At 67.5% G+C, this 13102-nt stretch carries 16 protein-coding genes; 12 read left to right on the forward strand and 4 right to left on the reverse strand.

All coding sequences use genetic code 11. From position 1 onward, the window contains the following. Positions 1–46: 46 nt before the first annotated feature. Positions 47–478, forward strand: coding sequence for a DUF1761 domain-containing protein (locus tag MICSW_RS00670; protein WP_464496470.1), 432 nt, complete (start codon positions 47–49; stop codon positions 476–478). Between the two features lie 283 nt (positions 479–761). On the opposite strand, the gene purQ is transcribed toward MICSW_RS00670, so the two are convergent. Both purQ and purS read right to left on the reverse strand, forming a co-directional pair. Beyond that, positions 762–1469 (reverse strand): phosphoribosylformylglycinamidine synthase subunit PurQ, encoded by a 708-nt coding sequence (gene purQ, locus MICSW_RS00675; RefSeq protein ID WP_347424734.1) that lies wholly within the window; start codon positions 1467–1469, stop codon positions 762–764. Further along, entirely contained in the window at positions 1466–1714 is a 249-nt protein-coding gene (purS, locus tag MICSW_RS00680; RefSeq protein WP_228179373.1) for a phosphoribosylformylglycinamidine synthase subunit PurS, read from the reverse strand. The genes purQ and purS overlap by 4 nt, the downstream gene beginning before the upstream one ends. Before the next feature lie 250 nt (positions 1715–1964). Here purS and MICSW_RS00685 point away from each other — a divergent pair, with 250 nt between their 5' ends. The 5 genes from MICSW_RS00685 to MICSW_RS00705 all read left to right on the forward strand — a co-directional run bounded on the left by MICSW_RS00685 (position 1965) and on the right by MICSW_RS00705 (position 7898). Continuing rightward, positions 1965–3245: an ABC transporter substrate-binding protein gene (locus MICSW_RS00685; RefSeq protein ID WP_464496471.1), complete on the forward strand. Its 1281-nt coding sequence runs from the start codon at positions 1965–1967 to the stop codon at positions 3243–3245. Between the two features lie 71 nt (positions 3246–3316). Continuing rightward, positions 3317–4417, forward strand: coding sequence for a carbohydrate ABC transporter permease (locus tag MICSW_RS00690; RefSeq protein ID WP_228179371.1), 1101 nt, complete (start codon positions 3317–3319; stop codon positions 4415–4417). After that, positions 4414–5322: a carbohydrate ABC transporter permease gene (locus MICSW_RS00695; protein ID WP_464496472.1), complete on the forward strand. Its 909-nt coding sequence runs from the start codon at positions 4414–4416 to the stop codon at positions 5320–5322. Before MICSW_RS00690 ends, MICSW_RS00695 begins: the two co-directional genes overlap by 4 nt. 1 nt (position 5323) lies before the next feature. Then, complete coding sequence (locus MICSW_RS00700; protein ID WP_464496473.1) at positions 5324–6808, forward strand: GH1 family beta-glucosidase; 1485 nt, start codon at positions 5324–5326, stop codon at positions 6806–6808. A 46-nt stretch (positions 6809–6854) separates the two neighbouring features. Further along, positions 6855–7898, forward strand: coding sequence for a LacI family DNA-binding transcriptional regulator (locus MICSW_RS00705; RefSeq protein WP_464496474.1), 1044 nt, complete (start codon positions 6855–6857; stop codon positions 7896–7898). 25 nt (positions 7899–7923) lie between these two features. On the opposite strand, the gene MICSW_RS00710 is transcribed toward MICSW_RS00705, so the two are convergent. Further along, a complete protein-coding gene (locus tag MICSW_RS00710) occupies positions 7924–8820 on the reverse strand; it encodes a phosphoribosylaminoimidazolesuccinocarboxamide synthase (protein WP_464496475.1) in 897 nt (298 codons plus the stop codon). A gap of 62 nt (positions 8821–8882) precedes the next feature. Next, positions 8883–10148 carry a phosphoribosylamine--glycine ligase gene (purD, locus tag MICSW_RS00715; RefSeq protein WP_464496476.1) on the reverse strand — a complete coding sequence of 422 codons (1266 nt, stop codon included), beginning with the start codon at positions 10146–10148 and terminating at the stop codon, positions 8883–8885. A gap of 34 nt (positions 10149–10182) precedes the next feature. Here purD and MICSW_RS00720 point away from each other — a divergent pair, with 34 nt between their 5' ends. From MICSW_RS00720 to purM, 6 genes are all read left to right on the forward strand, one after another. Next, the gene (locus MICSW_RS00720; RefSeq protein ID WP_464496477.1) at positions 10183–10536 is read left to right on the forward strand and encodes a sterol carrier family protein; all 354 of its coding nucleotides are present in this window, start codon (positions 10183–10185) and stop codon (positions 10534–10536) included. Further along, positions 10533–10655 (forward strand): hypothetical protein, encoded by a 123-nt coding sequence (locus MICSW_RS00725; protein WP_464496478.1) that lies wholly within the window; start codon positions 10533–10535, stop codon positions 10653–10655. Before MICSW_RS00720 ends, MICSW_RS00725 begins: the two co-directional genes overlap by 4 nt. 177 nt (positions 10656–10832) lie before the next feature. Next, on the forward strand, positions 10833–11171 hold the full coding sequence (locus MICSW_RS00730; protein ID WP_464496479.1) for a hypothetical protein: 339 nt from the start codon (positions 10833–10835) through the stop codon (positions 11169–11171). A gap of 28 nt (positions 11172–11199) precedes the next feature. Next, on the forward strand, positions 11200–11520 hold the full coding sequence (locus MICSW_RS00735) for a potassium transporter Trk (protein ID WP_228179395.1): 321 nt from the start codon (positions 11200–11202) through the stop codon (positions 11518–11520). Positions 11521–11544: 24 nt separating this feature from the next. Further along, positions 11545–11949 carry a hypothetical protein gene (locus MICSW_RS00740; RefSeq protein ID WP_228179364.1) on the forward strand — a complete coding sequence of 135 codons (405 nt, stop codon included), beginning with the start codon at positions 11545–11547 and terminating at the stop codon, positions 11947–11949. Between the two features lie 23 nt (positions 11950–11972). Continuing rightward, the gene (gene purM / locus MICSW_RS00745) at positions 11973–13097 is read left to right on the forward strand and encodes a phosphoribosylformylglycinamidine cyclo-ligase (protein WP_228179363.1); all 1125 of its coding nucleotides are present in this window, start codon (positions 11973–11975) and stop codon (positions 13095–13097) included. Positions 13098–13102: the final 5 nt, after the last annotated feature.

Here is a 13102-nt window from a genome sequence, read left to right on the forward strand (position 1 = left end):
GCGTCAGCATGCGGCATCCGTTCTCGTGCACGGCGAAGGAGCAGGGATGGAACTGGCGATCAACTACTGGGCAGTCATCCTGGCGACCCTGTCGACGATGATCGTCGGGTCGATCTGGTACACGCCGAAGGTCTTCGGCACGCGGTGGGCGAAGCTCGCGAACGTCGACATGAATCGCCCCGGATCCAGCGCGACGCTCGCGATCATCGTGACCGTCATCGTGAGCTTCGTGTCGGCCTGGGTGCTCGCTGCCGCGACTGTCGTGGTGTGGCACGCCTTCGGCGGCAGCTTCCTGCTGACCGCGGTCGGGACCGGCGCCGTGCTGTGGGCAGGCTTCACCGCCGCGCGCTTCATCACGCACGATGCCTTCGAGGGGCGCCCCACCTCGCTGACGGTGCTCAACATCGCGCACGAGCTGGTCACGGTTCTCGTGATGGCGCTCATCATCGGCGTCTGGCCGCCCGCGGGAACCGTCTGAGGTGCCAGCGATGTGAGTACCCTCCTTCAGTCGCGCCGAGATGTGAGTTGCGCGGGTGCGAACCCGCAGGATGACGCGACTGAACTAGTGGGGCGCGCGGTCCAGCACGATTCAGGCGCGCAGTCCGGCGCGATTCGGTAGCGCCGATGTGTGGGTCCTACGGTGCTCGACCCGCAGCATGACGCGACTGAACGATGGACCTCCAGTTTCGGTCGCGTCGTTGTGCGAGTTGCCCGGTGTGGGAGCCGCAGGAAGGCGCGACTGAAGCTCCGACGGACCGAGCTCAGGCCGCGGCGTTGACGACTGCCGAGATCGCCGAGGTGAAGAACGTGAGGCCGTCGGTGCCCGAACGCATCGCCGCGCGGGTGTCGGGGCCGAAGCCGGGCTCGACGGCGTGTTCAGGATGCGGCATCAGGCCCACCACGTTGCCGCGCTCGTTCGTGAGCCCGGCGATATCGTCGAGCGAACCGTTCGGGTTGACCCCGAGGTAGCGGAACGCGACCAGGCCTTCGCCCTCGATGCGTTCGAGGGTTTCGGTCGAGCAAATGTAGCCGCCGTCAGCGTTCTTGAGCGGGATGACGATCTCTTGGCCCGCCTCGAAGCCGCTCGTCCATGCGGTGTCGGCGTTCTCGACGCGCAGCCGCTGATCGCGACGGATGAACTGCTGGTGCGCGTTGCGGATCAGGCCGCCAGGAAGCAGGTGAGCCTCGACGAGCATCTGGAAACCGTTGCAGATGCCGAGGATCGGCATCCCCGTCGCCGCGGCATCCGCGACTTCGCGCATGATCGGCGCGTGGGCGGCGATAGCGCCGGCACGCAGATAGTCGCCGTAGCTGAAGCCGCCGGGAAGCACGAGAGCGTCGACGCCACCGAGGTCGTGGTCGCCGTGCCACAACGCAACGGGCTCGCCGCCGGCGACACGGATGGCGCGCTGGGCGTCGCGATCGTCGAGCGAACCGGGGAACGTGATGACCCCGATGCGGACGGTCACTCGATGACCTCGATCCCGACGACATCCTCGATCACGGAGTTGGAGAGGATCTCGTCGGCGATTCGCTGAGCGGACTCAAGGAGAGCGTCGTCCACCTCGCCCTCGACCGTCAACTCGAAGCGCTTGCCGATGCGCACACCGGCGAAGCCGTCGATTCCGAGCCGGTTCAGGGCGCCGGCGACGGCCTTCCCCTGGGGGTCGAGCAGCTCGGCCTTGGGCATGACGTCGACGACGATGGTCGGCATGGGGCGCTCCGGATGTCGAGGGAGGGGGCGCTCTCAGTCTACCGAGGCGCCTGGATGGCGCGCTGACGCGCCGTCATCAAACCGTTACCCGATCATTTGGGAGCGCTCCCTTGACGACGTGGGAGCGCTCCCGTACCGTGTTCCGCAGCCGTGGGAGCGTTCCCACGGCGGCCAGGGTTCCGCCCTCCCTCGGTACCCAGGCACAACCCAGCGGGTGCCCGTCCGGCATCCATCACACAAAGGAGTGACTGTGTCATCACGTGCCTTCCGTCGCAGCGCGATCGTCGCCGCAGCATTCGGCGCCTCCGCGCTCGTCCTCGCCGGCTGCTCGGGCAGCGGCGGGGGATCGGAAACCGTCAACCCCGACGAGCCGATCACCCTCACCATCTCGACCTTCAACGACTTCGGGTACACCGATGCGCTGCTTCAGCAGTACATGGATGAGAACCCGAACGTCACGATCGTCCACAACATCGCCGCCACGTCGAACGACGCACGCGCGAACTACTTCCAGAAGCTGGGCAAGACGGGTCTTGCCGACATCGAGGCCATCGAGGTTGACTGGCTGCCCGAGGTCATGCAGTACGCCGACCTCCTCGCGCCGGTGCCGGCCGACCTCGCGAGCCGCTGGCTCGACTGGAAGGTCGAGGCTGCGACCGACCCCGATGGCAACCTCATCGGCTACGGCACCGATATCGGTCCCGAGGCTGTCTGCTACCGCACCGACCTGCTCGAGGCCGCCGGTATGCCCACCGACCCGGATGCCGTCGCTGAGCTCCTCACGGGCGACTGGGACACCTACTTCACGGTCGGTCAGCAGTACGTCGACGCAACCGGCAAGGCCTGGTTCGACTCGGCCGGCGCCACCTACCAGGGCATGATCAACCAGGTCGAGGCCACCTACGAAGACCCCGCCACTGGCGAGATCATCGCGACCACCAACCCCGAGGTCCAGGACATCTACAACGCCGTCCTCGACGCCAGCTCGACGCAGTCCGCTCACCTGCAGCAGTGGGGCGACGACTGGTTCGCAGGGCTCGCCAACGGCGACTACGCCACGATGCTCTGCCCCGGCTGGATGCTCGGTGTCATTTCTGGCAACGCGCCCGACGTCACCACGTGGAACATCGCGAACGTGTTCCCCGGCGGCGGTGGCAACTGGGGTGGCTCGTACCTGACCGTTCCTGCCAACGGCGCGAACGTCGCCGCTGCCCAGCAGCTGGCCGACTCGCTGACCGCTCCGGAGCAGCAGATCACCGCCTTCGAGGACGCCGGAACGTTCCCGAGCCAGGTGGACGCGCTGGCTGACCCGATCCTGCTGGACTCCACGAACGAGTACTTCAACAACGCGCCCGTCGGTTCGATCTTCACCGATCGCGCCAACGCCGTTGACGTCGTGCCGTTCAAGGGCCAGTACTACTTCCAGATCAACGACGCCATGCAGCAGGCGCTGACCCGTGTCGAAGACGGCACGCAGAACCCGCAGCAGTCGTGGGACCAGTGGGTGTCTGAAGTCGACCTGATCGGCTGATAAACCCCGCCGCGGACCCGGCGCCCTTCCGCCGGGTCCGCGGCACCTCCCCTCGATCTCAGGAAGCTCTCGTGACCAGCACACTCGCTCGCCCGGCATCTGACGCCCCGGCGAAGAACCCCGACCGGCCCCCGCGCCGCATCGGTTTCGGGCACCGCCTCAGCCGGTGGGACCTGAAGCTCTCGCCCTACCTCTACATCTCGCCGTTCTTCATCCTCTTCTTCGTGGTCGGACTCTTCCCGATCGCCTACACGGCAGTGATCTCGTTCATGGACTGGGATCTGGTCCGCAACTCCGGCGAGTTCATCGGCTTCGAGCAGTACACGTGGGTTCTCTCGAACCCCAAGTTCTGGATTGCTCTGCGCAACACCTTCAGCATCTTCTTGCTCTCGAGCGTGCCGCAGCTGATCATCGCGATCTTCATCGCGGCGATGCTCGACCAGAACATCCGCGCCAAGACGTTCTGGCGCATGGGCGTTCTCGTCCCCTACGTCATGGCCCCGGTCGCGGTGGCCCTCATCTTCAGCAACATGTTCGCCGACCAGTACGGCCTGGTGAACAACTTCCTCGCCTCGATCGGTATCCCGGCGGTGCCGTGGCACTCGGATGCCTTCGCCAGCCACATCGCAATCGCCACAATGGTTAACTTCCGCTGGACCGGGTACAACACCCTGATCCTGCTCGCCGCGATGCAGGCGATCCCGCGGGACTACTACGAAGCGGCGACCGTGGACGGTGCCGGACGCATCCGTCAGTTCTTCTCCATCACGGTGCCGAGCCTGCGACCGACCCTGATCTTCGTCATCATCACCTCGACGATCGGTGGCCTGCAGATCTTCGACGAGCCGCGCATGTACGACCAGTACGGCACCGGCGGTGCGAACTCGCAGTGGCTGACGATCACCCTCTGGCTTTACAACATCGGCTGGGGTGAGTGGAACTTCGGTCGTGCGGCAGCTCTTGCCTGGATCTTGTTCATCATCATCCTCGTGATCGGTGTCATCAATCTGCTGGTCACCCAGAGCGTCGTGCGCACCGAAGGCAGCCGCGGCGAGCTGACCCGCCGACAGCGCCGGGAACAGAGCCGCGCTGCCCGCGAACGGCTCGCGGCCGAATCCGCCGCAGCCCGGTCATCCGAGGCAGCATCGACACCCAAGGAGGACGTGCGATGACCGCCGTCGAGCCGATCCCGGTAGCCCCGCGGGACGAATTCCCGCCCGAGGAGCGCAAACCGCGCCGCCGCCGCGGGATCCGCGGTCAGCGTCCCGGCTGGGTCACCTACGCCGTGCTGGGCGTCTTCCTGCTCGGATGCTTCTTCCCCTACTACTGGTCGATCCTCATCGGCTCGGGGGATTCGAGCACCATCCGAGACCCCAACATGTCGTGGATTCCCGGCGGCAACTTCTTTGCGAACGCCGCTGCCGTGGTGTCCAACCCCGCGGTGAACTTCTGGCTGGCCCTGTGGAACAGCATCTGGAGCTCGGTGGTCATCGCGGCATCCGTGGTGTTCTTCTCGACACTCGCCGGGTGGGCCTTTGCGAAGCTGCGTTTCGCGGGAAGCCGCTGGCTGCTGGTCTTTGTGATCGCGACCATGGCAGTTCCCACGCAGCTCGGTGTCGTGCCGCTGTACATCCTGTTCGCGGACCTCGGGTGGACCGGCCAGATCGGCGCGATCATCATCCCCGCGCTCGTGACGGCGTTCGGCGTGTTCTGGATGACGCGGTATCTGCAGCAGGCCGTGCCCGACGAGCTGATCGAGGCAGCCCGCGTCGACGGTGCCAGCTCGTTCCGCACCTTCTGGACCATCGGCATCCCGGCGGCTCGTCCCGCTGCCGCAATGCTCGGACTGTTCACGTTCGTGACGGCGTGGAACAACTTCTTCTGGCCGTTCATCGTGCTCGACCGGCAGAACCCGACGCTTCCCGTCTCGCTGTCGCTCCTGCAGTCCAACTACTTCGTCGACTACTCGATCGTGCTCGCTGGGGTGATCCTCGCCACGATTCCGCTGCTGATCCTGTTCATCTTCGCGGGTAAGCAGCTCGTGAGCGGCATCATGGCAGGAGCAGTGAAAGGCTGAAATGACCACCGACTTCTCGACCGAAACCGTGGCTGCGGCACTCGTGCCGGCACGCCCGTTCCCGACGAACTTCCTGTTCGGGGCAGCGACCGCGGCCTATCAGATCGAGGGCGCTGCCCACGAAGACGGGCGACGCGATTCGATCTGGGATGCCTTCAGTCGCGTTCCCGGCGCCGTGATCAACGCCGACAACGGCGACGTCGCCTGCGACCACTACCACCGCTATCGCGAGGATGTCGCGCTCATGCGCGACCTCGGCCTGCAGACGTACCGCTTCTCGACCTCGTGGTCGCGGATCCGCCCCGACGGCGGCGCGATCAACCCCGCCGGGCTCGACTTCTACAAGCGTCTGGTCGACGAGCTGCTGGACGCCGACATCCTGCCGTGGCTCACGCTCTATCACTGGGACCTGCCGCAGGCGCTGCAGGAACGCGGCGGATGGGCGGCGCGTGAGACCGCTGACCTGTTCACCGAGTACGCGCTTGACGTGCACGATGCGCTCGGCGACCGCGTCAAGGTCTGGACCACCCTGAACGAGCCGTGGTGCTCGTCGTTCCTCAGCTACACCGCCGGCATCCATGCCCCCGGTCGATTCAGCATCGCCGAAGGGATGCTCGCCTCGCACCACCTGCTGCTCGGTCACGGCCAGGTCGTGCGGGAATTGCGCGCGCGCGATGAGTCGCTGAACCTCGGGATCACGCTGAACCTCACCGTTGCCGAGCCCGTCACCGACGCACCAGCCGACCTCGACGCCGCCCGTCGGATCGACGGCCAGTTCAACCGGTGGTTCCTCGACCCGATCTTCCGCGGTTCGTACCCGGCCGACATCGTCGAAGACATCCGTGCCGTCGACGGGGCCGCGGTAGCGGAGTGGGAGGGGGCTGTCTCGGATGCCGACCTCGCCGTGATCTCGACACCGATCGACAGCCTCGGGGTGAACTACTATCACGGCGAACTCGTCGGCGGCACTCCTCCCGTGGTCAGTCCCGGCGGCGGCGAGGCGCCCACCGAACGCGAGACGGCATCGCCGTTCCCCTCGCACGAGGACATCTTCTGGCACGATCGGGGCCTGCCTCGCACGGCTATGAACTGGGAAATTCAGCCCTCGGGACTGACAACGCTACTGCGGCGCGTGTGGGACGAGTACGCCGAGCCCGCGGGTGTCGCGCTGTATGTCACCGAGAACGGAGCGGCCTTCGACGACGTCCGCGTGGAAGAGAACGGCGTCCCGCACGTGCATGATGCGGCCCGCACCGCCTTCCTCGAGAACCACCTCGCGGCGATCCTCGACGCGGCGGATGCAGGCGTGGACGTGCGCGGGTATTTCTACTGGTCGCTCATGGACAACTACGAGTGGGCGTGGGGATACGAGAAGCGGTTCGGTATCGTACGAGTCGAGTACGACACGCAAGAGCGGGTCGTCAAAGACAGCGGTGCCCGATACCGCGAGATCATCGCATCGCGGGCGCTACCCGAATCGCCCTAGGCGAAGCGCCCCGTCGAGGGAGGACACCCACGTGGACGGTGGAACGATGAGCGAGGCCGTCGTGGGCGAGAAGCTCGTGCGGGCTACTCCGTTTCGCGGCGCGGTGACGATCGAAGAGGTAGCTGCTGCTGCCGGTGTATCGCGGTCGACGGTTTCGCGCGTTGTCAACGGCTCGACTGCGGTGAGCCCCGCGGCGCTGGATGCCGTCAACCGCGCGATCGCCGAGCTGAACTATGTGCCCAACCGCGCTGCCCGGTCGCTCGCGAGCAGGCAGACGCGCGCTCTGGCGCTGGTCGTGCCCGAAGACACCACCCGCTTCTTCGGTGACCCGTTCTTCGCCGCCATCGTCTCGGGGATCAACGCGGGGCTGCGCTCGTCCGACTACGTGCTGAACCTCTTCATCGCGAGCGACGACCCGGGCGACAAGACGACGAGCTACCTGCGGTCGGGAAGCGTCGACGGCGCCCTGATCGCATCCCACCACACGAGCGACACGTTCATCGATCGCATCGCAGCCGCCGTGCCCGTCGTCTATGGTGGCCGCCCGGTGCGTGAGCGTGCCACTGACTACTACGTGGATGTCGACAACGTCCGGGCCGGATACGACGCCACCCGGTACCTCATCGAGCGGGGATACACCGACATCGGCACGATCACCGGCCCTCTCACGATGCCCGGCGGTGTGGACCGCCTCGCCGGATACCGGCGAGCGCTCGCGGAGGCCGGCCTTCCGGAGGGTGCGCACGCCGACGGCGGGTTCACCACCGACGGTGGCGCGAGCGCGATGCGCCGCATCCTGAGCGCCGGGCCCGCACCGCGCGCGCTGTTCATCGCGAGTGACCTCATGGCCCAGGGTGCAATCTCGGTGCTCGCCGACGCGGGGCTGAAGGTGCCGGCGGATGTCGCGATCATCGGCTTCGACGACTCACCGGTAGCCGAGACCGTGGACCCGCCGCTCACGACGATTCGTCAGCCGTCGTTCGAGCAGGGAGAACACATGGTGAGTGTGCTGCTCGACCTGCTCGCCGGGGGCACGCCGCCGCACGCGACGATCCTCGAAACGAAACTGATCGTTCGCGAAAGCTCTTAGCCCCAGCGTCGGAGCCGCGACCGGGTCAGGCGAGTGTCAGGCGGTCGATGAGCTCGCGGTACTTCTCGGCAGTCCGCTCGACGACCTCGGCCGGCAGCTCGGGGGGCGTGCCGGTCTTGTCCCAGGCTGCAGCGAGCCAGTCGCGCACGATCTGCTTGTCGAAGCTCGCCATGCGCTCGGCGGGGGTCGTTCCGGTACGCCAGGTTTCGGCATCCCAGTACCGGGATGAATCGCTCGTCAGTACCTCGTCGGCCAGCGTGAGCTCGCCCTCGCGGATGCCGAACTCGAACTTCGTGTCGGCGAGGATCAGTCCGCGCGCGGCGGCGGTGTCGGCGGCGCGGCGGTAGGTCTCCAGCGACAGGTCGCGCAGCTGTGCCGCACGGTCGGCGCCGACGAGCTCGACGGTCTGATCGAACGTGATGTTCTCGTCGTGCTCGCCGAGCGGCGCCTTGTAGGCGGGGGTGAACAGGGGTTCGGGAAGTCGGTCGCCATTGCTGAGGCCGTCGGGCAGTGGGATGCCGCACACTGTCCCGCTCTCGGTGTACTCCGCCCAGCCGGAGCCGGTGAGGTAGCCGCGAACGACGCATTCGACGGGGAGCATCTCGAGGCGGTGCACGAGCATCGCCCTGCCGCGCACGGCATCCGGAACTTCTCCCTGATCGCCCGCGAGATGATTCGGAACCGGCGCGCCGCCGTCGGCTCCCGCGAGTTGCTTGAACCACCAGAGGCTCAGCGTGGTCAGCAACGTCCCCTTGCCGGGGATGCTCGGCTCAAGCACATGGTCGAAAGCGCTGACGCGGTCGCTCGCGACAACCAGCATTCGGGGATCGGTCTGGTCGTCAGGGCGGTAGAGGTCACGGACCTTGCCCGAGTAGACGGAATGCCATCCAGGCAGCGAAGCGGGAACGCCGTGATCTGTCACCCGAGCATTGTCGCAGGTCCCCAACCGGCCCCGCGGTATCCACCGCGAGCCGCGCGATCGAGCTAGCCGACGCTCGCGGCGATGTCGGTGCGGAACTGGCCGCCCTCGAGCGTGATCCGCAACAGCGCCTCATAGGCACGCGCGCGGGCCTGGGCGAAGTTCTCACCGGTTGCCACGACGTTCAGCACGCGACCCCCGGTAGCGACGAGGCCCTCCGGGCCGTGGGCCGTGGCGGCGTGCGCCAGGTGCACGCCCTCGATGGATGCCGCGGCATCCGTTCCCGTGATCGCTCGGCCGACCTGGGGAGCCGCGGGGTAGCCCTCGCTGGCGAGCACGACGGTGACTGCGGCGGTGTCGTGAAACGTCGGCTGCGCCACGTCCTCGAGGTTTCCGGATGCCGCCGCCAGCAGAAGCCCTGACAGCGGCTCGACCAGGCGCGGCAGCACAACCTGCGTCTCGGGGTCACCGAAACGCGCATTGAACTCGATGACACGCACGCCCCGGTCGGTCAGGATGAGGCCCGCGTAGAGCAACCCGATGAACGGGGTGCCCTCGGCATCCAGCTGACGGATGACCGGCTCGGCGACCTCGCGGGTGACCTGCTCGACGAACGCGGCTTCGCCGCCCCAGCCCTCGTCGAGCCAGGGGAGCGGCGAGTAGGCGCCCATGCCACCGGTGTTCGGTCCCTCGTCGCCGTCGCGCAGGCGCTTGAAGTCCTGCGCCGGGCTCAGCGCGCGCACGGTGTCGCCGTCGCTGAGGAAGAAGAGCGAGACCTCGGGCCCCGACAGGAACTCCTCGACGAGCACGCCGCCGGTGCCGAGATACTCGGCAGCATGAGCCAGCGCCGACTCGCGGTCGTCGGTGACGATGACGCCCTTCCCCGCCGCGAGCCCGTCGGCCTTCACGACGTGCGGAGTCCCGAACTCGTCGAGGGCTGCGGCGACCTCGTCGAGCGTCGCGGCGTGGGTTGCGCGGCCGGTCGGAACGCCCGCTGCCTGCATGATCCGCTTGGCGAATGCCTTCGATCCCTCGAGCTGCGCGGCGGCCTTGCCCGGACCGAACGTCGGGATGCCGCGCTCGCGCAGCGCATCGGCGACACCGGCGACAAGGGGCGCCTCGGGTCCGATCACGACGAGTCCGATCGACTCGGTCTGCGCGAAGGAGGCCACCGCGACGGGGTCGTTCGCGTCGAGCGTGACCACCGTGACGTCCCGAGCGATGCCGGCGTTTCCGGGAGCCGCGAAGATGTCGTGCGCCTCCCCTTCGCTTCGCAGCGACGTGATGATCGCGTGTTCACGGGCACCGGAGCCGAGGACGAGGATTCGCACCCGGTCAGCCTACCGATCGGCGTAGCGTGGGACCGTGCCTCCCAGAATCACGACCGAAGCCGGACGCGCCGCTCTCGGAGCCGTCGCGGAAGGGACCGCCGGCCGGCCCGAGACCGCGACGGCCGTGCGCTACTTACTTCAGTTGCTCGCCGAGAAGGCGCCGGGCGCGACGGTCGAGGTCCGCGTTCCCCCATTCGGGGCGACACAGATCATCGAGGGGCCACGTCACACCCGCGGGACCCCGCCCAACGTCGTCGAGATGGATGTCGCGACCTTCATCGACCTCGCGACGGGGGTGCGCGGGTGGTCGGATGCCGAAACCTCCGGGGCGCTGCGGGCCTCTGGCGTCCGCGCTGATTTCTCGCACCTCCTTCCCCTTCGGCCATGAGCGCGGCATCCGCGCCGACCTGGGCCGACTACCGGGGATCGATCGGCGTTCGGTCGTCCCTCTTCGCTGCTCTGGCCCAGCGCTGGCCGATCGAGCGGGCCCTCTATCCCGGCTCCTAGCTCGACCTGTCACCCTCGACGGCGATCCCGGACGTCATCTACGCCGACCTCGACAAGCGCGCCGCGCGCTATTTCAGCACCGACGGTCTCCCGGAATCCGAGCTGGCGGCGGCTCCGGCGGCGCGTCCCGGGTGGGAGCCCCGGGTCAGCTTTCTGCACGCGGACTACCGCAGTCCGATGCCCGTGGACGACGGCAGCGCAAACCTGTTGATCTCGCTGTATGCCGGGCTGGTCTGGGACCACTGCTCCCGCTATCTCGCGCCGGGCGGACTCCTCCTGGCCAATACGAGTCACGGCGATGCCAGTGTCGCAGCGCTTGATCCGCACCTCGACCTCGTCGCGACGGTGCACGACCGCGGTGACACCTACCGTCTCGACGAGCAGCGACTCGGGGACTACCTCGTTCCCAAGAAGCCCGAGAGCGCGGATGCCGACCTGATCAGGCAGGGCGGACGGGGAATCGCCTACACCCGAACTGCCTTTGCCTACGTCTTCCGCTTCACTCCCGGCGCCTGAGTGTCGGGGCAGTGCGAGAATGGAGATCATGTCCCCGACGAGCGATGACCACCTCGAGCAGGTGACGGTGCGGCGCAGCCCGAAGTACTCCGTCTTCCTGCTGCTCGGCGGTGCCGTCGGCCTGCTCGTCGCCATGATCCTGACGTTCCTGTTCGACGGGACGACGCAAGAGAGCCCCAACACGGGCCTGGTCTACTCCCAGATGCAGGTCTTCGGGTTCCTGCTGCTGATCTTCGTTTCGATCGGCGTCGCCCTCGGCGGAGCGGTGGCCCTCATCTTCGACCGGGTCTACGCTCGCCGCGCCCGCACGCTGCGGGTCGAGCACGACCGCATCATCTCGGCCGACTGAGCGGAACCGGGTGAGGGCAGTCACATGGCAGTCCGGCAAGAGCCATCCTCACCCGATCCCCACGAGCACGTCATCGACGTTCAGGTGCAACGCGTGTTCGTGCGCCGGTCGCCACGATACGGACGCATCCTCGGCGCCGGCATCACCGTCGGCCTTGTCATCGCTGCAGCCCTGACCACATTCGGCGCCGTCTCGGGCGACGGTGTTGCTTCTTCCGGCGAAGCCGGGGTCGTGTGGGCCTTCGGGCTGAACGCCATGGTGTCGGTGGCGGTGTGCCTGTTGATCAGCGCCAGCATCATCCTCATCGCCGAGCGACGCACCCTCCGCCGCATCCGTGACGCCCGCGCCGCGCAGGAGGTCACGTTCGTCGACGACCTCGCGCGGCCGATGACCGATCAGCCGCCTCCCTGGATGCGCGACGAGAGCTGAGGGCGCGCCGGTAGTCTGTTCGGGTGGACTCCCACAACGCCCCCAGTAATCCGTACACCGCGGCCGGTGTCGACACGGCAGCGGGTGACCTCGCCGTCGAACTCATGAAGGCTGCGGTCCGTCGCACCCAGGGCCCCGAAGTCCTCGGCGGTGTCGGTGGCTTCGCCGGCCTGTTCGATGCATCCACGCTCCGTGCCTACCGGCGTCCGCTGCTCGCGACAAGCACCGACGGTGTCGGTACCAAGGTCGCGATCGCGCAGGCCATCGACAAGCACGACACGATCGGCCAAGACCTCGTCGGCATGGTTGTCGATGACATCGTCGTCGTCGGTGCGCGACCCCTGTTCATGACTGACTACATCGCGTGCGGCAAGGTTGTACCCGAGCGCATCGCCGACATCGTCGCCGGCATTGCGCGCGGCTGCGAAGAGACCGGGACTGCGCTGGTCGGCGGCGAGACCGCCGAGCATCCGGGCCTGCTCGGGATCGATGACTACGATGTCGCGGGCGCGGCCACCGGCGTCGTCGAAGCCGACGCCGTGCTCGGCGCCGATCGTGTCGAGAACGGCGATGTCGTTCTCGCGCTCGCCTCGAGCGGACTCCACGCCAACGGCTACTCGCTCGTTCGTCACATCGTCTCGTCATCCGGTTTGTCGTATACGGATGCCGCAGCCGAGTTCGGTGGCGCCACCTGGGGCGAGGTTCTGCTCGAGCCCACCCGCCTGTACACGGCGCCGCTGCTGCGGCTGATCGCGCAGTCCGGCGGCGGGGTCCATTCCCTCAGCCACGTCACCGGCGGGGGGATCGCGGCAAACCTGGCGCGGGTGCTGCCCGCTGGCACGTGGGTCGATGTCGACCGCGCGACGTGGACGCCGCCGACAGTGTTCCAGACGCTCGCCGCCCGCGGCGGTATTCCCCTCTCCGATACAGAAGGAACGTGGAACCTCGGCATCGGCTTTGTCGCGGTCGTCGCGGCAGACCGGGCAGCGGATGCGGCATCCGCCCTGACCGCCGAAGGTATCGCCACGTGGCAGGTCGGCGTCGTCTCGGATGGCCCGAGGCCGAACGGCGACTATGTGGAAGGGGCGAAGGGCGTTGACGGCGGTGCCGTGCGCCTGGTCGGATCGTTCGCCGAAGGAGCGCAGTAACACCC

The sequence above is a fragment of the Microbacterium sp. SW12 genome (genome assembly GCF_055391095.1).